At 74.2% G+C, this 22033-nt stretch carries 20 protein-coding genes; 9 read left to right on the top strand and 11 right to left on the bottom strand.

The annotated features are described in order from the left end of the window. Positions 1-26 precede the first annotated feature (26 nt). Entirely contained in the window at positions 27-830 is an 804-nt protein-coding gene (locus Z164_RS0102120; protein WP_024889096.1) for an SDR family oxidoreductase, read from the top strand. A gap of 34 nt (positions 831-864) precedes the next feature. Here the strand turns inward: Z164_RS0102120 and Z164_RS0102115 are convergent, their stop codons facing one another. The 3 genes from Z164_RS0102115 to Z164_RS0102105 are packed head-to-tail and all read right to left on the bottom strand — an operon-like array spanning position 865 to position 3301. Then, positions 865-1548, bottom strand: coding sequence for an HAD family hydrolase (locus Z164_RS0102115; protein ID WP_024889095.1), 684 nt, complete (start codon positions 1546-1548; stop codon positions 865-867). After that, complete coding sequence (locus Z164_RS0102110; protein WP_024889094.1) at positions 1545-2255, bottom strand: pseudouridine synthase; 711 nt, start codon at positions 2253-2255, stop codon at positions 1545-1547. The genes Z164_RS0102115 and Z164_RS0102110 overlap by 4 nt, the downstream gene beginning before the upstream one ends. After that, entirely contained in the window at positions 2252-3301 is a 1050-nt protein-coding gene (locus Z164_RS0102105) for a class I SAM-dependent methyltransferase (RefSeq protein WP_425477202.1), read from the bottom strand. Before Z164_RS0102105 ends, Z164_RS0102110 begins: the two co-directional genes overlap by 4 nt. 119 nt (positions 3302-3420) lie before the next feature. On the opposite strand from Z164_RS0102105, the gene Z164_RS0102100 reads away from it, so the two are divergent. After that, the gene (locus Z164_RS0102100) at positions 3421-3681 is read left to right on the top strand and encodes a hypothetical protein (RefSeq protein ID WP_024889092.1); all 261 of its coding nucleotides are present in this window, start codon (positions 3421-3423) and stop codon (positions 3679-3681) included. 243 nt (positions 3682-3924) lie between these two features. On the opposite strand, the gene Z164_RS0102095 is transcribed toward Z164_RS0102100, so the two are convergent. Together Z164_RS0102095 and Z164_RS0102090 are read right to left on the bottom strand one after the other, a co-directional pair. Further along, complete coding sequence (locus Z164_RS0102095; protein ID WP_024889091.1) at positions 3925-6423, bottom strand: ABC transporter permease; 2499 nt, start codon at positions 6421-6423, stop codon at positions 3925-3927. Next, a complete protein-coding gene (locus tag Z164_RS0102090; protein ID WP_024889090.1) occupies positions 6420-7151 on the bottom strand; it encodes an ABC transporter ATP-binding protein in 732 nt (243 codons plus the stop codon). Before Z164_RS0102090 ends, Z164_RS0102095 begins: the two co-directional genes overlap by 4 nt. A 234-nt stretch (positions 7152-7385) precedes the next feature. Here Z164_RS0102090 and Z164_RS0102085 point away from each other — a divergent pair, with 234 nt between their 5' ends. Then, positions 7386-8048, top strand: a complete 663-nt coding sequence (locus tag Z164_RS0102085) for an arylesterase (RefSeq protein ID WP_024889089.1) — start codon at positions 7386-7388, stop codon at positions 8046-8048. Here the strand turns inward: Z164_RS0102085 and Z164_RS0102080 are convergent. Both Z164_RS0102080 and Z164_RS0102075 read right to left on the bottom strand, forming a co-directional pair. Continuing rightward, positions 7955-9106: a hypothetical protein gene (locus tag Z164_RS0102080; protein ID WP_024889088.1), complete on the bottom strand. Its 1152-nt coding sequence runs from the start codon at positions 9104-9106 to the stop codon at positions 7955-7957. The two genes, Z164_RS0102085 and Z164_RS0102080, sit on opposite strands and share 94 nt — an antisense overlap. A 12-nt stretch (positions 9107-9118) precedes the next feature. Then, positions 9119-9757, bottom strand: coding sequence for a hypothetical protein (locus Z164_RS0102075; RefSeq protein ID WP_052338333.1), 639 nt, complete (start codon positions 9755-9757; stop codon positions 9119-9121). A 353-nt stretch (positions 9758-10110) separates the two neighbouring features. Between Z164_RS0102075 and Z164_RS0102070 the strand changes: the two genes are divergently transcribed. The 6 genes from Z164_RS0102070 to Z164_RS0102045 all read left to right on the top strand — a co-directional run bounded on the left by Z164_RS0102070 (position 10111) and on the right by Z164_RS0102045 (position 15303). Further along, positions 10111-10665, top strand: a complete 555-nt coding sequence (locus Z164_RS0102070; RefSeq protein WP_024889086.1) for a DUF3016 domain-containing protein — start codon at positions 10111-10113, stop codon at positions 10663-10665. Between the two features lie 10 nt (positions 10666-10675). After that, entirely contained in the window at positions 10676-10960 is a 285-nt protein-coding gene (locus Z164_RS0102065; RefSeq protein WP_024889085.1) for a DUF4031 domain-containing protein, read from the top strand. A gap of 50 nt (positions 10961-11010) precedes the next feature. Then, positions 11011-11787, top strand: coding sequence for a HipA family kinase (locus Z164_RS0102060; RefSeq protein WP_043689063.1), 777 nt, complete (start codon positions 11011-11013; stop codon positions 11785-11787). Then, positions 11774-12169 (top strand): DUF3037 domain-containing protein, encoded by a 396-nt coding sequence (locus Z164_RS0102055; protein WP_024889083.1) that lies wholly within the window; start codon positions 11774-11776, stop codon positions 12167-12169. The genes Z164_RS0102060 and Z164_RS0102055 overlap by 14 nt, the downstream gene beginning before the upstream one ends. Before the next feature lie 204 nt (positions 12170-12373). Then, a complete protein-coding gene (locus tag Z164_RS0102050; RefSeq protein WP_024889082.1) occupies positions 12374-12748 on the top strand; it encodes a BON domain-containing protein in 375 nt (124 codons plus the stop codon). A gap of 743 nt (positions 12749-13491) precedes the next feature. After that, entirely contained in the window at positions 13492-15303 is a 1812-nt protein-coding gene (locus Z164_RS0102045) for a Na/Pi cotransporter family protein (protein ID WP_043689001.1), read from the top strand. Positions 15304-15412: 109 nt separating this feature from the next. Here the strand turns inward: Z164_RS0102045 and Z164_RS0102040 are convergent, their stop codons facing one another. The 4 genes from Z164_RS0102040 to Z164_RS0102025 are packed head-to-tail and all read right to left on the bottom strand — an operon-like array spanning position 15413 to position 22006. Beyond that, positions 15413-16714, bottom strand: coding sequence for an acetate/propionate family kinase (locus tag Z164_RS0102040; protein WP_024889080.1), 1302 nt, complete (start codon positions 16712-16714; stop codon positions 15413-15415). Further along, positions 16711-18255, bottom strand: a complete 1545-nt coding sequence (locus Z164_RS0102035; protein ID WP_024889079.1) for a thymidine phosphorylase family protein — start codon at positions 18253-18255, stop codon at positions 16711-16713. Before Z164_RS0102035 ends, Z164_RS0102040 begins: the two co-directional genes overlap by 4 nt. Beyond that, positions 18252-19610, bottom strand: a complete 1359-nt coding sequence (locus Z164_RS0102030; protein ID WP_024889078.1) for an MBL fold metallo-hydrolase RNA specificity domain-containing protein — start codon at positions 19608-19610, stop codon at positions 18252-18254. Before Z164_RS0102030 ends, Z164_RS0102035 begins: the two co-directional genes overlap by 4 nt. Then, positions 19598-22006, bottom strand: coding sequence for a phosphoketolase family protein (locus Z164_RS0102025; protein WP_024889077.1), 2409 nt, complete (start codon positions 22004-22006; stop codon positions 19598-19600). The genes Z164_RS0102030 and Z164_RS0102025 overlap by 13 nt, the downstream gene beginning before the upstream one ends. Between the last annotated feature and the right edge of the window lie 27 nt (positions 22007-22033).

The raw sequence follows: 22033 nt of genomic DNA, 5'->3' as shown, positions 1-22033 counted from the left end.
CGGCCCGATCCCGCACGCGAACCGCCATGCTCGTACCCGACATCCTCCCCTGGCCCGCGCGGCCGCTCGACGGCCGCGTGGTGCTGATCACCGGCGGCGCGCAGGGCATCGGCCGCGGCATCGCGCAGGCGGTGCTCGGCGCCGGCGGCCGCGTGGCCATCGGCGACCTCGACGCCACCGCCGGCCGCGCCTGCCTGGCGGAATGGCAGCGGCCCGACGACGCGCTGTTCCGGCGCCTGGACGCGACCCGCGAGCGCAGCGTGGCCGCCTTCGTCGAGGCCGCGCTGGCCCGCTTCGGCCGCATCGATGGACTGGTCAACAACGCCGGCATCGCCGACCCGCACGCGCCGCCGCTGCCGGCGCTCGACTGGGCGGCGTGGAACCGCCGCCTGTCGAGCCTGCACGGCGCCTTCCTGTGCAGCAAGCACGCGCTGCCCGCGCTGTCCCGGAGCGAAGGCGGCGGCGCCGTGGTCAACATCGCCTCCACCCGCGCACACCAGTCCGAGCCGCACAGCGAGGCCTACGCCGCGGCCAAGGGCGGGCTGGTCGCCTTCACCCACGCGCTGGCGCTGAGCGCCGGCCCCGCGGTGCGCGTCAACTGCATCAGCCCCGGCTGGATCGCCACCGACGCCTGGCGCGCGCCGGCGCGCCGGCGCCGGCCGCGGCTGTCGCGCAGCGACCACGCGCAGCATCCGGCCGGCCGCGTCGGCACGCCGCAGGACATCGCATCGCTGGCCGTCCACCTGCTGGCGCCGGCGCTGTCGGGCTTCGTCACCGGCCAGGAGTTCGTGGTCGACGGCGGCATGACGCGGAAGATGCAGTACGCCTGAGGCGCGGCCGCGCCGTCCGCAGCCGCGGACGGCTTCAGCGCGCGCGCAGCCAGGGCGCCAGCAGCGCCTGCGCATCGGCCAGCGAATCGACGATGCGGTGGCCCAGGGCGCGCACCGTGTCGTCGGGCGCGAGCAGGTCCGGCACCTGCACCGGGGTCATGCCGGCGGCCAGCGCCGCGCGCACGCCGGTGGGCGAATCCTCCAGCACCAGGCAGCACGACGGCGCCACGCCCAGGCGCTGCGCGGCCAACAGGTAGACGTCGGGCGCGGGCTTGGGCCGCGCAACGTCGCTGCTGGTGCATACCGCGTCGAACCGCCACAGCAGGTCGGCCGCGGCGAGCTTGCGCAGCGCCAGCGGCCGCCGGGTGGAGGTGGCCACCGCGCGCGGCACCTCGTGCGCGGCCAGCAGTTCCAGCAGTTCGACGATGCCGGGCCGGTGCGGCACGCCCGCCTCGGCCACGGCGACGTACAGCGCGTGCCCGCGCTCCAGCAGCGCGGCGGCCGCCTCCGCGCCGATGCGCGCACCGAGCAGCTCGCGGCACACGTCGTCGGTGTGGCCGATCGTCCGCAGCCACCAGTCGGGCTCGATGTCGACGCCCTGCTCCGCGGCGGCGCGGCGCAGGCAGTCGAGGATGGCGCGCTCGCTGTCGAGCATCAGCCCGTCCATGTCGAAGATCACCGCCTCCGGCGCGTGCGGCAACGGAGCGACCGCGCTCATCGCGACGCGGCCCCGAACAGCGAATCCAGTTCCGCCGGCGCCAGCGCGCGCCAGCGCCCTTCCGGCAGATCGCCCAGGGCCAGCCCGCCGATCCGGCTGCGATGCAGCGAGACCACGCGGTTGCCGGTGGCGGCGAACATTCGCCGCACCTGGTGGTAGCGGCCCTCGTGGAGGGTCAGCCGCGCGCGGCGCGGTCCGAGCGTTTCCATCTCGGCCGGCAACAGCGGCGTGTCCTCGGATTCCAGCAGCAACGTGCCGCTGGCGAACAGCGCGGCCTCGTCGCCGCGCAGGTCCTGCGCCAGCCCGGCCTCGTAGACCTTGGGGATCGCCGACTTCGGCGACACGATCCGATGCAGCAGCGCGCCGTCGTCGGTCATCAGCAGCAGGCCCGAGGTGTCGCGGTCGAGGCGGCCCACCGGCGAGATCGCGGGGTTGCGCAGGCGGAAGCGCGGCGGCAACAGATCGTAGACCACCCGGCCCGGATCCTTCGTCGAGCAGGTATGGCCGACCGGCTTGTGCAGCATCAGCACCAGGCCCTGCGGCGGATCCAGCGGCTCGCCGTCCACGCGCACCTCGGCCGGATCGACCTTGTCGTCGGCATAGAGCACCTCGCCCGCGGCGTCGGTCACCCGGCCCTGCCGGCACAGCGCGACCGCCTGCTTGCGGCTGCCGTAGCCGAGGTTGGCGAGCAGGCGCACCAGCTTCATCGCGCGCGCCTCGCCGCGACGACCTTGAAGCCGTCGCGCTGGACCACGGTGCGCACCTCGGCGAAGCCGTCGGCCAGGGCCTGCTCGTAGGGCAGCTGGCGGTTGGCGACCAACCACAGCTCGCCGCCCGGGCGCAGCGCGACGGCGGCGGCACGGACGAAGGCCTGCCCCAGCTCCGGCCGCGGCGCACGGCCCTGGGCGTGGAACGGCGGGTTGGCGACCACGAAGTCGTAGCGCCCCGGCACCCCGGCGGCGACATCGTGCCAGCGGAAGCCCAGCCGCACCCGCGCGGCGTGCGGCGCGAGGTTGCGCTCGGCCAGCGCCAGCGCGCGCGCGTCCGCCTCGTACAGATCCAGGCCGCGCACACCGGCGCAGCGTTCGAGCACGGCCGCAGCGAGCACGCCGTTGCCGGCCCCGAGGTCGGCGCCCTCGCCGGCGAGCGTCGCGGGCAGGTGCGCGATCAGCAGCGCGCTGGCGGGGTCGATGCGGTCCCACGCGAACACGCCGGGCCGGCTCCACCAGCCCGGCGCCACTTCGCGCGGCGCTTCGGCCTCGCGCCACTGCGCGGCCAGCGCATCGTCGCCCGCACCGTCGGCGCGCGCCCAGAACACCCGGCACTTGTGCTTGGACAGCGACGCCGCCGGGCCGAACAGGCGAACGAAGTCGGCCTTGCCGGACTTCGCGCCCTCGTCGTTGGCCACGCTCGCCACCACCGTGGCGCCGGCACCGGCCAGCGCGCGCGCCTGCGCGTACAGCGCGCGCGCCGCCTCCCGCTGACGCGGCGGCAGCACCAGCACCAGCGGCCGGCCGCGCCCGGGCTCCGCCTCCGCGCGCACCTCGAAGCCCGCGCGCTCCAGCGCCTGCGCCTGCGGCCGGAACGCCTGCACGCAGGCCAGCCCCGGCCATTGCGACGCGTGCAGCGCCGCGCCGGCGCGCGCGCCGAGGAACAGCGCGCCCGCCACGCGCGCGATGCGCCCTTCGGCGAACGGCAGCATCAGGGCATCGAGAGCGGGATCGGACACGGCGACGGGGTGCGGATCGAGGATCGCGCATTCTACGAAAGCGTCGCGAAGCGCGCCGCGCCAACGCGCCATGCATGCGGATTTCATCGGCCGCGAACGCGCGCACAGCCACCCTGTCGCCGTTCCCCCACGGAGACGCCCGCATGCGCGCACTTTTCGTCGGCGGCCCGGTCGACAACAGCGAACTCGATCTGGACGGCGACACCCCGCCGATCCACTACCCACCCGACACCGGCACGGTCACCGGCCGCTACCGCCTGCGCCGCATCGGCCGGGTGCAAAACCGCATCGCCTACGCGGTATACGGCGCGCCCGAGCTTCCGGACGACGAGGTCGCGCGGGTCAGCGAGGAGCGTGCCTACGCGCGGCGCTTCGAGGCGGAGGAACGCGACGCCGCTCGCTGATCCTCCAATCCACGCGCCCCCGTCCCGACTCCAAAGGCCGAAGATCGTCGCGTCCGAGCGTACCTGCGAGACCGCAGCCCACCTACGCCGTCCGGGCGCATCGACGGGCTGCCCCGATCCCGCCCCGGTAACGCAGCGCGCAGCCGCGAGCAGCGATTCCACCCAGCGAACCGTGTCGCCACGGCCGACAGCGCTACCGCACCGGCGGTGCGTCGATCCCGCATCGGCGCAGCGGCAGGACCATCATCCCTGCAGCTCCCGCAAGGTCAGCGCCGGCGGCGCGTCCACCACCCGGCGCGTGGCGACCAGGCCGGCGACCAGCGTCACCGCCATGCCGAGCGCGCCGCCGACCGCCGCCATCGCCCAGTTTGGCCGCCACGGCAGGTCGAACACCTGGGTGGCGACCACGCCCGACAGCAGCGAGGCGGCGATCGCGGCGACCAGCCCGGCCAGCAGGCCGATCGCGGCGAACTCCGAGGCCTGCGCCAGCCGCAGCTGCCGGCGGCTGCCGCCGAGCACGCGCATCACACCGCCTTCCAGCAGGCGCTCGTCCTGGCTGGCGCTGACCGCGGCCAGCAGCACCAGCACGCCGGCGGCCAGCGAGAACCAGAACACCGCCTGCACCACCACCGAGACCTGGTCGGCGGTGGTGCGCACCTGCTGCAGCACCGCGTCGACGTCGATCACCGAGAGGTTGGGGAACGCGCCCACCAGCTCGGCGGTGAAGCGCGCGTCCTCCGGCGGCACCGAGACCGCGGTGATGTAGCTGGCCGGGTAGCCGTCGAGCGCGCCCGGCGAGGCCAGCACGAAGAAGTTCGGGCGGAAGCTCTCCCAGTCCACGCTGCGCAGGCTGGTGATCGGCGCTTCCAGGCGCTGCCCGGCGATGTCGAAGGCGATGCGGTCGCCGAGCTTCCAGCCCAGCTGCTCGGCGAAGCCTGCCTCCACCGAGAACTCCGGCGCGGCCGGGCGGCCGCTCCAGAAGCGCCCGGCGACGACGCGGTTGTCGTCGCGCAGGGCGTCGGCCATCGACAGGTTGAACTCGCGCTCGGCGCGGCGGCGGGTCTGCGGATCCTGGCCGGCGTAGGTCTCGGCGGTGACCGCCTCGCCGTTGCGCGCGGCCAGGCGCGCGCGGACCATCGGGAACAGCTGCGGCGCTTCCAGCCCGCGCTCGGCCATGAACGCGCGCACCGGCTCCAGCTGCCGCGGCTGCACGTTGATGATGAAGCGGTTGGGCGCGTTCTCGGCCAACTGCAGCTGCCAGCGGTCGAGCAGGTCGGTGCGCACGAAGGTCAGCAGCAGCAGCGCCATCAGGCCCAGGCCCAGCGCCGAGACCTGGGCGATGCTGCTGCCGGCGCGGCGGCTGACGTTGGCCAGCCCGTAGCGCAGACCGCCGCGCAGGCGCCCGCGCAGCCGGCGCACGGCCGCGATCAGCGCCCAGGCGATCAGCGCCAGCACCGCCAGGGTGGCGAGGATGCCGCCGAGCATGGCCGCGGCCAGCTCCGGCGCGCCGGCCTTCCACCACAGCAGCGCGCCCAGCCCGGCGAAGCCGGCCAGCGCCACCGCCAGCGCGGTCGGCTCCACCGGCGCCAGGTCGCGGCGGATCACCCGCAGCGCCGGCACCCGGCGCAGCGCCAGCACCGGCGGCGCGCCGAAGGCCATCAACACCACCAGGCCCACGCCCAGGCCCTGCACGGCCGGCAGCCAGCCGGCGCCCGGCAGTTCCAGTTCCAGTTCGCGCGCCAGCCAGCCGCCGACCGCCCACTGCAGGGCGAACGCCAGCGCCACGCCGATCGCGCCGGCCAGCACACCCAGCAGCGCCAGCTCGCCGACGTGGATGCCGACCAGCGTGCGCTGGCTGGCGCCCAGGCAGCGCATCACCGCCGCGCCGGAAAGATGCCGCTCGCTGTGCCGGCGCGCGGCCATCGCCACCGCCACCGCGGCCAGCACCACCGACACCAGCGCCGCCAGGCCCAGGAAGCGTCCGGCGCGGTCGAGGCCGGAGCGGACCTCCGGGCGCGCGTCCTGGATGGTCTCCAGGCGCTGGCCGCGGGTGAGCTGGTCGCGCAGGCCGGCGACGAAGCCTTCCACCGCGCCGGACGCGCCGGCCACCACCAGCCGGTAGCGGATGCGGCTGCCTTCCTGCACCAGGCCGGTGGCCGGCAGGTCGGCGAGGTTGAGGAACACCTTCGGCGCGACGTTGAAGTAGTCGATGGAGGCGTCCGGCTCCTGGGTCACCAGCGCGGCCAGGCGGAAGCGCGCCTCGCCCAGCGCGATCTCGTCGCCGACCGCCGCGTCCAGGGTATCGGCACCGGCGCGGCTCATCCACACGGTGCCGGGCGCGGGGATCCCCTCGGCCTCGCGGTCGGCGCCGCCGCTGCGCTCGGCGATGCGGAACGCGCCGCGCAGCGGGTAGCCCTCGGCGATCGCGCTGAGGTCGCCCAGGCGCAGGTCGTCGCCGGCGCGGATCATGCTGTCCAGCTCGACGGTCTCGGTCGTCTGCAGGCCGGCCGCGCGCGCGGCCTCGCGCACCGCATCGCCGATCGGCGCGTCCGAGCGCAGCACCGCGTCGCCGCCGAGCAGGCGGTTGGCCTGCTGCGCCAGCGCGCGCTCTGCGCGGTCGGTGACGAAGCCGACCGCGGTCACCGCCAGCACCGCCAGCACCAGCGCGGCCAGCATGATCCGCACCTCGCCGGCGGCGAGGTCGCGCACGAACTGGGTCCAGGCGAGCTTGGCGGTCCTCATGCGCGGACCAGCCGCCCGCTGTCGATGCGCAGCACGCGCCGGCAGCGCGCGGCCAGCTGGTCGTCGTGGGTGACCAGCACCAGGGTGGTGCCGGCCTCGGCGTTCATCGCGAACAGCAGCTCGATCACCGCCTGCCCGGTGCGGGTGTCGAGGTTGCCGGTGGGCTCGTCGGCGAACAGCAGCGCCGGCCGGGTGACGAAGGCGCGCGCCAGCGCCACGCGCTGCTGCTCGCCGCCGGAAAGCTGGCGCGGGTAGTGGCCCAGACGCTCGCCCAGGCCGACGCGGCGCAGCTCCGCCTCGGCCGGGCCGCGCGCGTCGGCGTCGCCGCGCAGTTCCAGCGGCAGCATCACGTTCTCCAGCGCGGTCAGCGAGGGCAGCAGCTGGAAGTTCTGGAACACGAAGCCGACCTGGTCCGCGCGCACGCGCGCGCGGCCGTCCTCGTCGAGCGTGGACAGCGCGGTGCCCGCCAGTTCCACCTCGCCGCTACTGGGCAGGTCCAGGCCCGCCAGCAGCGACAACAGCGTGCTCTTGCCGGAGCCGGAGGCGCCGACGATGGCGACGCTGTCGCCGCGGGCGATCTCGAAGCCGATCCCGTCCAGGATGGTCAGCGCGCCTTCCGGCAGCGCCACGCGCTTGCCCAGGCCGCGCACGCGCAGCGCGGGACGGGCCTCGGCGACGGGCGGCGACGCGACGGGCGCGGCGGACGGGGGAGACGGCGAATCGGGCATGCGGGCACCTGTTGCGGGCGGCCTGGGCCGGCCCGGCGTGGGACGGGGGGAGACCCGCAGTGTACGGGCGGCGGCCGGACGCCGCGCGAACCCGCCGCGGGATGCTGCGGCCCGCCTCCAGGCGCGGTTGCGGGCCGCGACGCCGAACCGCGGCCGCCCGCGCGGCGCGACGCGCACGCCGGCCGCGCGCGGCACGTTCTAAGCTGTCCCGACCTCCGCCGCCGAGATCGCCGCATGCCCGTCCCGCCCCGTCCGCACCCCGCCCTCGCCTGGCTCGCCGGCTGCCTCGGCCTGCTGCTGTCGCTGGCGGCCTGGGCGCAGCCCGCGGCGCAGGTCCCGCCGCCCACCCGGACGATCCTGGTGATGGGCGATTCGCTCTCGGCCGGCTACGGCATGGCCGCCGCGGATGGCTGGGTGAGCCTGCTGGCCGAGGACCTGCGCGCGGAGCATCCGGAATGGCGGGTGGTGAACGCGAGCATCAGCGGCGAGACCACCGCCGGCGGCTCGGCGCGCATCGTCGAGGAAGTGCTGCGCAACCGCCCCGGCGTGGTGGTGATCGCGCTGGGCGCCAACGACGGCCTGCGCGGCCTGCCGCTGCGCGAGATGCGCCGCAACCTGGCGCGGATGATCGGCGCCTCGCAGTTCGTCGGCGCCAAGGTGCTGCTGGTCGGCATGCGCATGCCGCCCAACCTCGGCCCCGACTACACCCGCGGCTTCGAGCGCGTGTACGCGGAGCTGGCCGATTTCTTCGACGTGCCGCTGCTGCCGTTCCTGCTGGAGCCGATCGCGCTCGACCGCGCCAGCTACCAGCCCGACAACCTGCACCCCACCGCGCAGGCGCAGCCGGCGCTGCGCGACCACGTCAAGCGGGCGCTGGCGCCGCTGCTGGTGCGGTAGCCCATCCCCCAGCAGACGTGCGCTTCGCACAAGGAATGCCGGTCACCGCCCGTCGACCAGGACGTACTCCCCGTCGCCGCCGCGCCAGGTCGGCGCGCGGTCGTCCAAGCGGATGCAGGCGCGGCCGCCGCAGGACGTGATCTCCACGTGGCGCAACGCCTCCAGCACTTCCGCCTGCAGTTCCACCGCACCTCCAGCAGCTTCTCCGACAGCCGCAGCCGGCTCATGTCGAAGGTCATCCGCGGCGCCTCCACGCCCGGCTGGGGCGGGTTGTGGTGCCGCTCGCGCTGCGCCACGAAACTCACCAGGCTCGCGGCGTAGTAGTTGGCGTAGTCGGCGCTGCCCTGGGGGCCGAGGCCGCCGGGTTGCCTCGGCGGCTTGTCGAAGTAGTGCCGGCCCATCGCCTCCAGGTTTTCTGGGGTAGCTGGCATGGTCATGTCGGAACTGAGGGAGAGACCGGGTTTCAACGTATGAGTCGGGTTCTGCGAAGTGCCCCCAACATCGATGAAGTCCATCATCCGGCCACGGCCCGCACCGTGGATGTCCGCCAACGTAGGCGTCGGGTTCGTCACTCGCAGCCGGCTGACGATCGCATTCCAGCCCGCGATCTCCGCGCTCGCCTCATTGCGCCGATGGGCCGCCAGCATGTCCGCCGTGGCCGGGGTGTAGTCGTGTACCGCCCCGGAACTGCTTGCTACGTCTTCTACTTGCTTCGAGAACGCCGCCGACGCCTGACGCACCGCCTCGGCGTTGAAGGCATGCTGCAGTTCGTGCCCCATCACGAAGGTGAGGTCACCTGCATTGGGTGGCGTGTCCAGTTTTCCCAGCGGCAGACGGATGGTCTTGCTCGCGGGATCGTATTCGCCGCCCGCATTGGCATGGGCCAGTGGTGCGAGCTGTTTGAGATGTCCCTGCGCGACGGCCGCATCGAACCGATCCGCCAAGGCCGGCGAGCCCTCCAAAATGCCGCGCAGGTTGCCCACATGGTGCTGGGCAACGCCTGGCTGCGCCGCGAAGGCGGTGAGCAGCGACTCGGATTGCGGGCTGAGCGTAGGCATGTCGCGTCCTCGTCAGCGTGGGGAAATGACGACCATCTTGACGCAAGCGCGTCCCCCGCCCCGCTCTTCGGTCCAAATCCACTCGCCTTCGGGAAACACCTCCACGCGCATTCCCGGGCGGTCGAAGATGTGGCTCATCAGGCGGCCATGCTCACCGTAGCCAGGCTGGTTCGAGAAGCCCATGCCTTCCAGCGCAGCGGAGAATCTCTCGAAATCCAATCCACAGATCCCGGTCATGTCCGGAAACGATCCCGGGACGACCGGATAGAAAGTCAGGTGGAATTGGATGCCATCCAGGGGACTGGTGTAGAACTCCGCAGTGTAGCGCCAATCGGCCGTCACTTGCTCGCCAACGCCGTACCGCCCTCCCTGTCCGTGCCAGACAGGCAGACCGAATCCGCTTTCGAGCCTCTCCGGCGTGAACTCCCGCACCGATTCGGTCGTGCGGATGAGTTCGAGCAGCCGGGCCAGGGCCTGCTCCGCGGTGAGCGTCGGCTGCCCGGCGGGCGCAGCGGCTTCGGGGGGCGACATGGCGGCGGACTCCTGTGCCGGGGTCGAAGAAGACGGCGCGGCGCTGTGCGCGCAGGCGGTCAGCAGCGCGGCGGCCAGCGGCGGCGCGAAGATCGCGACGGGACCGGGGCGTCGGGGCATCGCAGCGTTCCTTGCCGGGCTCGGCCTGCAGTCTTCCGCACCGTCCGACAGCCAGTCAAGACATCGCACGCCGCGCGCGCAGGCGTGCGGGCATGGAGGCGGTGCCGGCGGCGGCATCGTCGAGGGCGCGAAGGCCGTGCAGCGGTAGTCTGAGCGCATGCCGGCCAGCGAGACGGTGCTGGTGGACATCACGATGCGCTGCAGGACGGCGCCGGGCTGGCCGGCGACGTGGCCGACGCGCGGCCCGAGCCGGCACCGCGGAGAACCCGCCGCCGCCGGCTTGAATCGCCGCCGGGCGGGCACCACACTCGAGGGCGTCTGCCCCGGTGCCGTCGCCCTTCGAGGAAGCCGTCATGGTCCGCGCCTTCGCCGCCGCCCTGCTCGCCGCCGTGCTGACCGCCTGCGCGGGCGGCCCGGTGCGCGACGTCACCGATCCCGAACTGCCGCGGGCGCTGCCCGAGGCCGGCCCGGTGGCCGTTTCCTGGACCGACCCGGCGCGCTTCTCCGACCTCGCCCGCAGCGGCAACCGCTGGGAAGCGCGCCGCGGCGACTGGGTGCGGGAACTGGCCGAGCACCTGCGCGATGCGGTGGCGGCCCGCCTGCCGGCCGGCGAGCGGGTCGAGATCACGATCACCGACATCCGCCGCGCCGGCGACTACGAGCCCTGGCTCGGGCCGAACCTGCAGGACGTGCGGATGATGCGCGACATCTACTGGCCGCAGATCACCCTGCAGCTGCGCCGCACCGACGCCTCCGGCCGGACCATCGACGAGGGCGAGCGGATCCTGCGCGATCCCTCCTACCTGACCACGGGCGCGAGCTCCGGGCGCAGCGGCGAGTCGCTCTACTACGAGAAGCGGATGATCGACGACTGGGCGCGGCGCGAGTTCCCCGCCCCGGCGCGCTGACCGGCCGCCGATGGCGGTCTACGTGGACGACGCCGTCGTCCTGTGGCGCGGGCGCCGCTGGGCGCACCTGATGGCCGATACCCTGGACGAACTGCACGCCTTCGCGGCGCGGCTGGGCATCCCGCGCCATGCGTTCCAGAACAAGACCAGCGGGGCGCACTACGACGTGCCCGCCGACATGCGCGAGCGCGCGCTGGCGCTGGGCGCGGTGGCGATCTCGCGGCACCGCGACCGCGAGCGCGTGCGCGCGGTGATCGCCCGCGCCCGCGCGCAGGGGCGCGGGCTGGCCCCGTAGCGCGGCGCGGCCACGGCAGGCCGAGCGCGCGAGCGGCTATGCTGCGCGCGATGAACGCACCGCGCACCGTCCAGGTCGATCGCTACGTCGCCCCGCTGCGCGAGGGCGGCTCGATGCCGGCCGTGGTCGAGGCCGACGACGACGGGCTCTACGTGCTGAAGTTCCGCGGCGCCGGCCAGGGCGCGCGGGCGCTGGTGGCGGAATGGATCGCCGGGCGCATCGGCCAGGCGCTGGGCCTGGCGGTGCCGGAGCTGGTGTACGCCGAACTCGACCCGGAACTGGCGCGCACCGAGGGCGATCCCGAGATCCAGCACCTGATCCGCGCCAGCGGCGGCCTCAACCTCGGCCTCGACTACCTGCCCGGCGCGATCAATTTCGATCCGCTGGCCTGGGAGCCGGACCCGGCGCTGGCCTCGCGCATCGTCTGGTTCGACGCCTACGTCTGCAACCTCGACCGCACCGCGCGCAACCCCAACCTGATGCTCTGGCACCGCCGCCTGCACCCGATCGACCACGGCGCGGCGCTGTACTTCCACCACGGCTGGGACGGCCGCGCGGACGGCGCCGGCACCGCGTTCGCGCTGATCCGCGACCACGTGCTGCTGCCCTGGGCCGACCTGATCCCGCAGGCCGATGCGGAACTGGCGCCGAAGCTCGACCCCGCGCGCCTGGCCGCGATCGTGGCCGAGGTGCCGGATGCCTGGCTGGACGGCCCCGATGCGTTCGCGCCGCCGCAGGCGCAGCGCGCGGCCTACGTCGCCTGGCTGTCGGCGCGGCTGGCGCAGCGCGCCGCGTTCGTCGAGGAGGCGATGCGTGCGCGCGGCTGACACCTACGACTACGCGGTGGTGCGCGCGGTGCCGCGCGTGGAGCGCGAGGAATTCCTCAACGTCGGCATCCTGCTGTCGTGCGAACGCAGGCGCTGGCTGCAGGCGCGCATCGAGCTGGATCGCGCGCGGCTGCTGGCGCTGTGCCCGGGCGCCGACGTGGACGCGATCTGGCGCGCGCTGGCCGCGATCCCGCGCGTGTGCGCGGGCGGCGCCGAAGCCGGGCCGATCGGCCTGCTGCCGCAACGCGCGCGCTTCCACTGGCTCACCGCCCAGCGCAGCGCGGTGGTGCAGACCTCCACCGTGCACATGGGCCGCTGCCGCCACGGCGACCTGGACGCGGTGATGGAGCGGTTGTTGCAGCGCATGGTGCGCGTCGGATAGACGCGCCCGCGGCGCGAAACGCGCCGGAGGCGGACGGCTGCGAGAGCGGACAGCGGGCGCGCTTTCGCGCGCCGCTCAGGCGGCGTTCGCGCACGTGAGCGCCAGCGCCCGTTTATTTCACGCCGGCCCGGTCCGCGGTCACGCTTCGTGGACGACCGCGCGGAAACACTCCGGTCCCACACCCAACACGACGAAGGCTTTCCCATGAACCGTTTCCGCACCCCGCAAGCCGCGCTCGCCATCGCCCTGTCGGGCGGCCTGATGCTCGTCGCCGGCGGCGCGCTGGCCGACGACCACCGCCCCACCAACACCGACCGCGCAGCGGCCGCCGACTCCGACCAGCCGATCAACGACACCTGGATCACCACCAAGGTCAAGTCCAGCCTGCTGGCCGATTCCGACGTCTCCGGCATGGACATCCGCGTGGTCACCAACAACGGCGTGGTCGCGCTGTCGGGCAACGTCGAGACCCAGGCCCAGGCCGACAAGGCCAAGCGCATCGCCCAGGACATCGAAGGCGTCGCGCGCGTGGACGACAGCGACCTGACCGTCGGCAGCGCCACCACCGACCGCGATTGAGTTCCGCCTCCGGCCCCGGTCGGAGCGAACGGCGCCTTCGGGCGCCGTCTTTTTTGTCCGGCGACGTCCTCCCCCGGACGTGCGCACCGTTCGGATGCGCGAGAAGACCGTCCGAGCGACCCGAGCCGCGAGCGGCGCGAACGCAGCCTCGAAGCTCACGGCAAACCGGCTTGAAGATCGCGCCCGCCTCTCGCGGCGCGCCTGCTTCGCATCGACGCACCCTCGGCGCGAATGCGCCCCGGTCCGGAGACTCGCGCGCGTACACGGCCAAGCGCTCTGGCTCGGTATCCAGTTGCGCACGAATCTCTTTCAGCGCGGCCGCAGTCCCTTGCCGTCGCCCCCTTCTCCCGCGAGCGGGCGCATGCCGTTCCTTCTCCCGCAAGCCGCAGCGCCGGATGAGGGCACGTTCGCACGCCTGCGGCGTGCCCCCCCATCCGCCTTCGGCACCTTCCCCCGCTTGCGGGGGAAGGGAAAAGCAGAATGCTCCCCGCTTGCGGGGGAAGTGAAAGACAACAGGTCCCCGCAGGCGGGGAAAAGAGGCCCTTTCGCGCACTGCAATGCCGATACAAGCCCAGGGCCACGTCGTGCGTGTTCCGCGGCCCCGTTGCGCGGGCACGCGGTCGTCTACGCGCGACACCGGCGCCGGAGCGACCTCGCCCGCGCGTATCGGCGCCGGCATCGCCGAAGTGATGTAATGCCGCCTTTCGGCGGATCGCGAAGGCAGCGGACGAGTGAAGGCGCGCATGTGGCTGGTCGCGGCGGTAGGCGCTGCGCTGGCGTGGTCGTTCTGGCGCAACGACGGCTGGCTGCAGCTGTGCGCCGGGCTGGCGCTGTTCCTGTTCGGCATGCAGTGCCTGGAGGAAGGCCTGCGCCAGCTCGCCGGCGGCCGGCTCGAGCAGTGGCTGGCGCGCAGCACCGGCACGCCGGCGCGGGGGCTGATGTTCGGTATCGCGGGCACGATGGTGCTGCAGTCGAGCACGCTGGTGTCGCTGCTGACGATCGCGTTCGTGAGCGCGGGCCTGGTCCAGCTCGCCGGCGGCATCGCCATCGTCTTCGGCGCCAACCTCGGCGCGACCAGCGGCATCTGGCTGCTGGCGCTGGCCGGGCAGGACCTGAGCCTGTCGCCGCTGGCGCTGCCGATGCTGGTGTTCGGCGTGCTCGCCGGCTTCGCCGGGCCCAGGAGCAAGGCGGCCGGGCGCGTGGTGCTGGGCGTGGCCTTCGTGTTCCTGGGCATCGACCAGATCAAGGCCGACTTCGACGCCTTCGGCGGCCCGGACCTGGGAACGATCGCGTCGCCGGGCGCGGCGGGCACGTTGCTGTTCGTCGCCGCGGGCCTGGCGGTCACCGTGGTGCTGCAGTCCAGCCATGCCACGCTGATGCTGACCCTGGCCGCGCTCGCCGGCGGCCAGCTGCAGCTCGACCAGGGCCTGGCGATCGCGATCGGCTCGAACGTGGGCAGCAGCCTCAGCACCGCTGTGGTCGGCATGCTCGGCGGCAACCGCAGCGGGCAGCGGCTGGCGCTGGCGCACGTCGTGTTCAACACCGTCACCGCGGCGCTGGCGCTCGCGCTGCTGGCGCCGCTGGGCTGGCTGGTGCGCGCGACGGCGGATCTCGCCGGCTTCGGCGGCAATCCGCTGCTGCAGCTGGCGCTGTTCCACACCCTGTTCAACGCCGGCGGCGTGGCGCTGTTCTGGCCGGCGCAGACGCGGCTCGCCGCCTGGCTGGCGCGGCGGCTGCCCGATACCGCCGAGCCGGCCGTGCTCACCGCGCCGGATCCGGCGCAGGCCGGTCGCGTCCGCGCGCGCCACCTCGCCGAGCAGGCGCTGGATTCCGCCGACGCCGCGGCCGCCGCGGTCGCGCTGGAACTGCGCCACCTGGGCCGGCTGTGCATGGAATCCATCTGCCGCGCGCTGTACCTGCCGGTCGAGCGGCTGGACGGGCCGGCGCCGGACCCCACGGCGCTGGACGCGCGTCCGGACGACGGCGACGAGGACGCCGAGGCGCTGTACCAGCGCCACGTCAAGGGCGTCTACGCCGACCTGCTGAGCTTCATGGGCCGGCTGGACGCGCCGCTGGACGAGGCGCACCAGCGCTTCTGGGCGCAGAGCCAGATGGTGGCGCTGCAACTGGTCAACGCGGTCAAGGACGCCAAGCACCTGCAGAAGAACCTCGGCCTGCGCCTGCGCGAGGCGGATTCGCCGCGGCGCGAGGCCTACCTGGCGCTGCGCCGCCACCTGTTCGCGCAACTGCGTGCGTTGTACGCGCTCGGGCGGCTGCCGCCCGAGGACGCGACCCGCCACGAGCGCCTGGACGCGCTCGACCGCAGCGCGGCCGAGTTCGGCAGCGCGTTCCGGCTGCGCCTGTTCGCGATGGTGCGCAACGGGGAGCTGGACGGCCTGCAGGCGGCCTCGCTGATGAACGACCTGGGCTACGTGGACCGGATCTTCCGCAGCCTGCGCGAGGCGCTGCGCATCGCGGAGGAACCCGAATCGCTGCGCGAGCTGCGGCGCCTGGCCGGCGACGGCGACGGCGAGGTCGCGGCCTCGCCGGCCTGAACGACCGCGGCGGGTCCGCGCGACAGGCGATGCGGTGCTCGGGCGCGGCCGCCGCGCGGACGCGCGAGGCGGCGGCGAGCCTGGCGGGCCGCACGGCAGCAGACCGGGCTCATGCGAGGCCGCGCGCGTGGCCGGCGGCGATCCATTCCTCGTTGGTGGGCTCCACCCCCACCCGCACGCGGCTGCCGGCGGCGGAGATCGTCGGCGCGTCGGCGGCGTTGGCCGCCGCGTCCAGGGCGACGCCGAGCCAGCCGAGCTGCGCGCACACGCGCTCGCGCAGGACCGCGCTGTGCTCGCCGATGCCGGCGGTGAACACCAGCAGGTCCAGCCCGCCCAGCACCGCGGCCAGGGCGCCGAGCTCGCGCACGATGCGGCGCACGTAGAGCTGCAGCGCCAGCGCCGCGCGCGGCGCCCCGGCCTCGCGGGCCAGCAGTTCGCGCGGGTCGGCGGAGATGCCGGACACGCCCAGCAGCCCGGACTCGTGGTAGAGCACGCGGGCCACCTGCTCCAGGCTCAGCTTCTCGATCTCCATCAGGTAGAGCACCGCGCCCGGGTCGAGCGCGCCGGTGCGCGTGCCCATCATCAGCCCGTCCAGCGCGGAGAAGCCCATCGTGGTGGCGACGCTCTGCAGCTCGCGCATGGCGCACAGGCTGGCACCGCTGCCCAGGTGCGCGACTATCGTGCGCCCGCGCGCGAGCGCCTCGCCGTGGCGCTCGGGCAGCGCCGCGGCCATGTACTCGTAGGACAGGCCGTGGAAGCCGTAGCGGCGCAGGCCGCGCTCCCAGGCCGCGTAGGGCAGCGGCAGCAGCTGCTCGACCTGCGGCCGGGTGTGGTGGAAGGCGGTGTCGAAGCAGGCGACCTGCGGCAGCGCCGGCCGCTCGCGCAGCAGGATCTCCATCGCCTCCAGCGCGAACGGCTGGTGCAGCGGCGCCAGCGGGACGTAGGACTTCAGGTCGGCGAGCACGCCGGCATCCACGCGCACCGGGGCGAAGTAGCGGCTGCCGCCGTGGACCACGCGATGGGCCACGCTGTGCAGGCGGCGGCCGCCCAGCCGCGCCAGCACGCGCTCGCGGATCCGCGCCAGCGCCGCGTGATGGGGCCGCGCGGCATCCAGCGCGACCGGCGCCGGGGCCACGCCGGTCTCGCCGAAGGTGGGCGACGGCCCGCCGATGCCCTGCACCTTGCCGTTCCACACCGGCGCGCGCGGCAGCGGGTCGCGGCCGGCGTCGAACAGCGCGAACTTGATGCTCGACGAGCCGCAGTTGAGCACCAGGATCAGCTCGCCCTCGGTGGGATAGCGGTCGGCGGGCGGCGCTGGCGCAGCGCTCACGGCGGCGTCCGCCAATTCGTCGAAGGTGCGGTTGCGCAGCGTGTCCGGCGCGTCGGCGGCGGCGGGGGGCCGGACGCTCATGGTCGAGCCTCGGGCGGGCGCGCGGGATCCTCGATGCGGACGATGCCGCCGGCATCGCGGGCGAACGCCAGCGCATAGGCCAGCTCGCCCGGCGTCTGCGCGTGCAGGTACAACAGCGGCTGGCCGCGCTCGACCCGCGTGCCCAGGCGCACCGACAGATCGACGCCGGCGGCCTTGCGCTCCGGGGCCCCGGCCAGCTTGGCCAGCCGCGACAGCTTGCGGTTGTCGATCGCCGTCACCCGCCCGGCGCGCGCGGCGCGCAGCGGTTCGACATAACGCGCCTGCGGCGGCTCGCGCAGACCGCCCTGGGCATCGCAGATGCGCTGGAAGCGCGCCCAGGCGCGGCCGCTGTCGAGCGTGTCCAGCGCCAGGCGCGGGCCGTCGCCTTCGGCGGCCGCGCCGCCCAGCTCCAGCACCGCGCCGGCGACCAGGACGGCGCGTTCGCGCAGGTCCTGCGGGGCATCGGCGGCGTTGCGCAGCACCGCTAGCACGTCGCGCGCTTCCAGCGCAGGCCCGATGCCGCGCCCGACCGGCTGCATGCCATCGGTGAACAGGCAGCGCAGGGCGACGCCGAAGGCATCCGCCGTCGCCGTCAGGCGGCGGGCCAGATGCTCGGCGGCCTCGCGGCTGCGCACCTTGGCGGTCGGGCCGACCGGGATGTCGATGACCACGTGGGTGGCGCCGGCGGCGATCTTCTTCGACAGCACCGAGGCGATCATCTGGCCCTCGCTGTCGATGTCCAGCTCGCGCTCGATGCGCACGAAGACGTCGTCCACCGGGCTCAGGTGCATCGCCCCGCCCCAGGCCAGGCAGCCGCCTTCGGCCTCGACCACCCGGCGCAGCGTGGCGAGGTCGAGATCGACCGGCGCCAGGGTCTCCATGGTGTCGGCGGTGCCGGCCGGCGAGGTGATCGCGCGCGAGGAGGTCTTGGGCATGGTCAGGCCGTTGGCGGCGGCGATGGCGACCACCAGCGGGGTGGTGCGGTTGCCCGGCAGCCCGCCGACGCAGTGCTTGTCCACCACCACCGCGCCCGGCCAGCGCAGGCGCTCGCCGGCCTCCACCATGGCGCGGGTCAGGTGCACGGTCTCGTCCGCGTCCAGCGGCAGCACCGCGGTCGCGGTGAGGAATGCCGACAGGTGCACGTCGGTGTAGCGGCCGGCGGCCACGTCGCCGACGATGGCGGCGAAGTCCCCCGCGCCCAGGCGCCCGCCGTACACGCGCCGGCGCACCGCCGCCAGCGATTCGAGCAGCGGCGCGTGGCGGACCTCCACGGTGTCGCCGTCGGAGATCCCCAGCGCGTCCCAGGCGGCTTCCGACAACGCCACCCGGTCGAGCCCGAACGACGGACTGTCGGTCTGGTACAGCAGCGCCTGCACCTGGCGGCCGCCGGCGATCACCAGCACCTGGCTGCGCGGGGACAGTCCCTCGGCATGGCTGACGTGGCACTCGGCGTGCACGATCGCGATGCACTGGTGCTGCGCATGCAGGCGCATGCGGTGGGCGTGCAGCACCGGCACCGGCGCGCGCGCTGCGGCGTTCACAGCGGGTAGTTCCGGTTCTGCAGCGGCACCGTCGCGGGCCAGTCCAGCTCGCGCTGGATGCGCTCGCGCAGCGCCTCGGAGGCCTCCGGCTCGCCGTGGACCACGAACACCCGCTGCGGCGGCCGCCGGAAGCCCGACAGCCAGCGCATCAGTTCGTCGCTGTCGGCATGCGCCGAAAGCGAGGGGATCTCCGCCACCTCGGCGTTCACGCTCACCCACTGCCCGTAGATCTTGGTCTCGCGGGCGCCGTCGAGCAGCTTGCGCCCGCGCGTGCCCGCGGCCTGGAAACCGGAGAACAGCAGGGTGTTGCGATGGTCCGGCGCGAACGCGGCGATGTGGTGCAGCACGCGGCCGCCGGTGGCCATGCCGCTGGCGGAAATGACGATCTTGGGATAGCGGTTGGCCGACAGCGCCTTGGATGCCTCCACGTCGCGCACGTAGGTGACCGCGGCGCAGGCGGCCTCGTAGTCGGCGGGATCGAGCTTGTGATCGGCGGCGTGGCGGTGCAGCAGCTCGGTGGCGCTGGTGGCCATCGGGCTGTCGAGGTAGGTCGGCACGTTGCGCAGCCGGCCGGCCTCGCGCAGCCGCCACAGCTCGTGGATCAGGGTCTGCGCGCGGCCGACCGCGAAGGCGGGAATCACCACGGTGCCGCCGCGCAGCGCCGTGCGCTCGATCGTCTCGCCGAGGGCCTCGACCGGATCGGCGCGGTCGTGGCGGCGGTTGCCGTAGGTCGACTCGACCACGACGTAGTCGGCCTCGGGCACCGCTTCGGGCGGATGCATCACCGGATCGTCGTAGCGGCCCAGGTCGCCGGAGAAGGCGAAGGTCCGGCCGGCCACGTCGATCTGCGCGCTGGCCGCGCCGAGGATGTGCCCGGCGCGGCGGAATCGCAGCGTCGCGCCGCCCGGCAGCGCCACCGGCCGGTGCCACGGCACCGGCCGGAACGCGGCCAGGGTGCGTTCGGCGTCGGCCACCCGGTACAGCGGCAGCGCCGGCTTGTGCTTGGAGAAGCCCTTGCGGTTGGCGAACTCGGCGTCCTTCTCCTGCAGCCAGGCGCTGTCGAGCAGGATCAGCTCGGCCACGTCGCGGGTCGCGGCGGTCGCGAAGATCGGACCGGAGAAGCCGTCCAGCAGCAGCCGCGGCAGGTAGCCGCAATGGTCGAGATGGGCATGGGTGAGCACCACCGCGTCGATGTCGCGCGGCTCCACCGGCAGCCGCTGCCAGTTGAGTTCGCGCAGGTTCTTCAGGCCCTGGAACAGGCCGCAATCGATCAGGATGCGGGTGTCGCCGTGGGTCAGCAGGTGCTTGGAGCCGGTGACGGTGCCGGCGGCACCGAGGGACGTCAGCGAGAGCATGGGGATCCTTGGTCGGTGTCGGAAAGAGCGAAGCGCAGCGCCGCGGGGTCGCCGTGGCCGTCGAGCGCGGCGCGCTGCGGCGCGTCCAGCAAGGCCGTGCGCTCCCAGCCGGCCAGGTCGGCGGCGGCATCCACCGCGTGCGCCCAGGTGCAGCGGTTGGCGAACAGCATGCCGGCCACGTCCAGCGTACCGCCGCGGCTGATGTAGCCCAGCGCGCGGGTGGCGGCGGGGCCGCCGTCGAGGCGCCGCAGCAGACCGAGCATGGGTTCGGGACGGGTGTGGGTCAGCAGCACGCGCGGCAAGCCCGGCGGGAACAGGGCGCGCACGGTGTCGTCGCCGGCGACGAAGCCGGCCTCGATGCGGTCGCGCGGCACGCGCAGCCGGCCCGGCTCCAGGATCGCGCTGACGCAGGCGCGCCGGCCGCGCGCGGCCAGGTGCGCCCGCGCCTTGAGCGCCTCGTCGAGCTGGTAGGCGCCGATGGCGACCAGCTGCACCTCGGCCTCGTCGGGGCGGCCCGCCGCGTGGCCTGCGCCGTCGCACACCAGTGCCTGCGCCGCCGCGGCATCGAAGCGCTGCGGCACCTCGCGCTTGGACACCACCACGCAGGCCACCTGGCCGCGGCCGGCGTACACGTCGCGCAGCGCCGCGACCGCGGTGTTGCCGTCCACCGGAAACAGCACCCGCGCGGTGTCGGACATCTCGCCCAGCAGCGCCTCGCCGATGGTCGGGTCCTGGTGCGACTGTTCGTTCTTGCTGTTCTCCCAGGTGTGGGAGGTGACCACCAGCGGCACCGACAGCCAGCCCGGGCCCGGCCCGAGTTCCTTCTGGCGCCGCGCGAACACCGCCTCCTGGCGCAGCAGCCCGAGCATCTTCACCGCGAAGGCCTCGTAGCTGACGATCAGGTTCAGCCCGCCCTTGTTGCCCAGCGCGGCGGCGGCCACGGCCTCCTCGTTGAGCGCGGTGATCACCGCGCCGTGCAGGTCCTCGGGCACGCCGGGCTCGGGCGCGTTGACGCGGTGCCGGAGCAGGGCCAGGGTCCCGCCCATCTTGTTGCTGGCCAGCTCGTCCGGGTTGCCGACGCGCACCCGCAGCTGCGGGTTGGCCCGCACGAAGTCGATGAACCAGCGATCCAGCGCCGCCATCGCGCTGGCGTCTCCGCCGCCGGAGGCCCAGGCGGGTTCCGGCAGGATCGGCGCGGGCGGGCGGCGGTGCGCCATCGGGTGCGCGCTCTCCGGAGGGCGCCGCTGCTCGACGTGGGTGGCGAAGGCCGCCAGCGCCGCGTCCAGCGCCGCCGGCGCGACGTGCAGCGCGGCCGCGCTGCGGTTGAACAGCGCGCGCGCATCGGCATCGAAGTGCGGATTGCCCGACAACGGCAGGTTGTGCGCCGCGTTGGTGCCGGCGCCCGGGAAGCCGAAGCCCTTCTCGGTCTCGGCGATCACGTACGGCAACGGCGCCGGGTAGCGCCGCTGCGGCGCGGCGGCGAAGGCGCGCAGCGCGGCCTCGGCCTCGAGGATGGCCCCGGCGATCGCCGCCGGGTCGCGGCCGTCGACGATCGTCGGCGCGAAGCCGTTGTGGCGCAGGTCCTCGGCCAGCCACGGCGCGCCGCCTTCCTGCACGATCTGCGTGCGCTGCTCGATGCGGCGGCCGTTGAGGATCATCACCGGCACCGCGAAGCCGCTGTCCTCGGCGCGCCACCAGCGCGGCGCCCAGTCCGATCCGCGCTGCTCCTCGAACGCGCCGTCGCTCAGGAACGCCACCAGCGACTCGCCCGGCAGCGGCATGTGCACGTACTGCAGGGCGGCGAAGCCGAGATAGCCGCCCTCGCAGACCGCGCCGGCGGTGTTCGGGCCGGCGTGGCTGCCCAGCGGCGCCGCCGGCCGGCCGTCGGCGTCGATGGCATAGGCGTAGAAATCGGCGCACAGCCGCGACAGCCCGGCCTCGCTGCGGTCGTAGCGGCCGCGCTGGGCGGGCGACACGTCGCCGGTCAGCGCATTGACCGCCTCGATCGCCGCCACGCAATGGCCCTGGCCCATCAGCCAGCCGCGGGTGTCGCCGCTGAGCGCGTTGGCCAGCAGGTAGCCGACATAGGCCGGCACCATGTTCAGCGAGCCGCCGGTATGCCCTTCGGGCACCGGCTTGAAATCGTCGGCCGCCAGCGGGGCGCCGGCCAGGTCGATGCGCCGCGCATAGGTCATGTGCGCGACCACGTTCATCGCCGTGCAGGCGATGCGGTCGGCGGCGGCCAGCAGCGCATGGGCCCGGTCGGGATGGCGGATGCGGCCTTCGGCGTGCAGGCGCGCGACCTGCGCATCGATGCGCGCGACGGTGTCGGCGCGGTGGACGATCGGGCCGTGGCCGGCGAGCCAGCGGGCGCGGGGGTCGGTGTCGGCGGTCATGCGGTGGGTCCTCCCTCTGGAGCCCCC

It is taken from the genome of Luteimonas huabeiensis HB2 (assembly GCF_000559025.1).
GTDB classification, from domain to species: Bacteria; Pseudomonadota; Gammaproteobacteria; order Xanthomonadales; family Xanthomonadaceae; genus Luteimonas; species Luteimonas huabeiensis.
This window is presented reverse-complemented; position numbering and strand designations above follow the sequence as displayed.

Bases quoted from the DNA above. Each gene is read 5' to 3' on its own strand.
- Z164_RS0102075 (WP_052338333.1), bottom strand. From the start codon at position 9,757: ATGCCCCGACGCCCCGGTCCCGTCGCGATCTTCGCGCCGCCGCTGGCC.
- Z164_RS0102100 (WP_024889092.1), top strand. From the start codon at position 3,421: ATGCGCGCACTTTTCGTCGGCGGCCCGGTCGACAACAGCGAACTCGAT.
- Z164_RS0102070 (WP_024889086.1), top strand. From the start codon at position 10,111: ATGGTCCGCGCCTTCGCCGCCGCCCTGCTCGCCGCCGTGCTGACCGCC.
- Z164_RS0102110 (WP_024889094.1), bottom strand. From the start codon at position 2,255: ATGAAGCTGGTGCGCCTGCTCGCCAACCTCGGCTACGGCAGCCGCAAG.
- Z164_RS0102080 (WP_024889088.1), bottom strand. From the start codon at position 9,106: ATGCCTACGCTCAGCCCGCAATCCGAGTCGCTGCTCACCGCCTTCGCG.
- Z164_RS0102050 (WP_024889082.1), top strand. From the start codon at position 12,374: ATGAACCGTTTCCGCACCCCGCAAGCCGCGCTCGCCATCGCCCTGTCG.
- Z164_RS0102090 (WP_024889090.1), bottom strand. From the start codon at position 7,151: ATGCCCGATTCGCCGTCTCCCCCGTCCGCCGCGCCCGTCGCGTCGCCG.
- Z164_RS0102065 (WP_024889085.1), top strand. From the start codon at position 10,676: ATGGCGGTCTACGTGGACGACGCCGTCGTCCTGTGGCGCGGGCGCCGC.
- Z164_RS0102085 (WP_024889089.1), top strand. From the start codon at position 7,386: ATGCCCGTCCCGCCCCGTCCGCACCCCGCCCTCGCCTGGCTCGCCGGC.
- Z164_RS0102120 (WP_024889096.1), top strand. From the start codon at position 27: ATGCTCGTACCCGACATCCTCCCCTGGCCCGCGCGGCCGCTCGACGGC.
- Z164_RS0102060 (WP_043689063.1), top strand. From the start codon at position 11,011: ATGAACGCACCGCGCACCGTCCAGGTCGATCGCTACGTCGCCCCGCTG.
- Z164_RS0102095 (WP_024889091.1), bottom strand. From the start codon at position 6,423: ATGAGGACCGCCAAGCTCGCCTGGACCCAGTTCGTGCGCGACCTCGCC.
- Z164_RS0102030 (WP_024889078.1), bottom strand. From the start codon at position 19,610: ATGCTCTCGCTGACGTCCCTCGGTGCCGCCGGCACCGTCACCGGCTCC.
- Z164_RS0102025 (WP_024889077.1), bottom strand. From the start codon at position 22,006: ATGACCGCCGACACCGACCCCCGCGCCCGCTGGCTCGCCGGCCACGGC.
- Z164_RS0102040 (WP_024889080.1), bottom strand. From the start codon at position 16,714: ATGAGCGTCCGGCCCCCCGCCGCCGCCGACGCGCCGGACACGCTGCGC.
- Z164_RS0102115 (WP_024889095.1), bottom strand. From the start codon at position 1,548: ATGAGCGCGGTCGCTCCGTTGCCGCACGCGCCGGAGGCGGTGATCTTC.
- Z164_RS0102045 (WP_043689001.1), top strand. From the start codon at position 13,492: ATGTGGCTGGTCGCGGCGGTAGGCGCTGCGCTGGCGTGGTCGTTCTGG.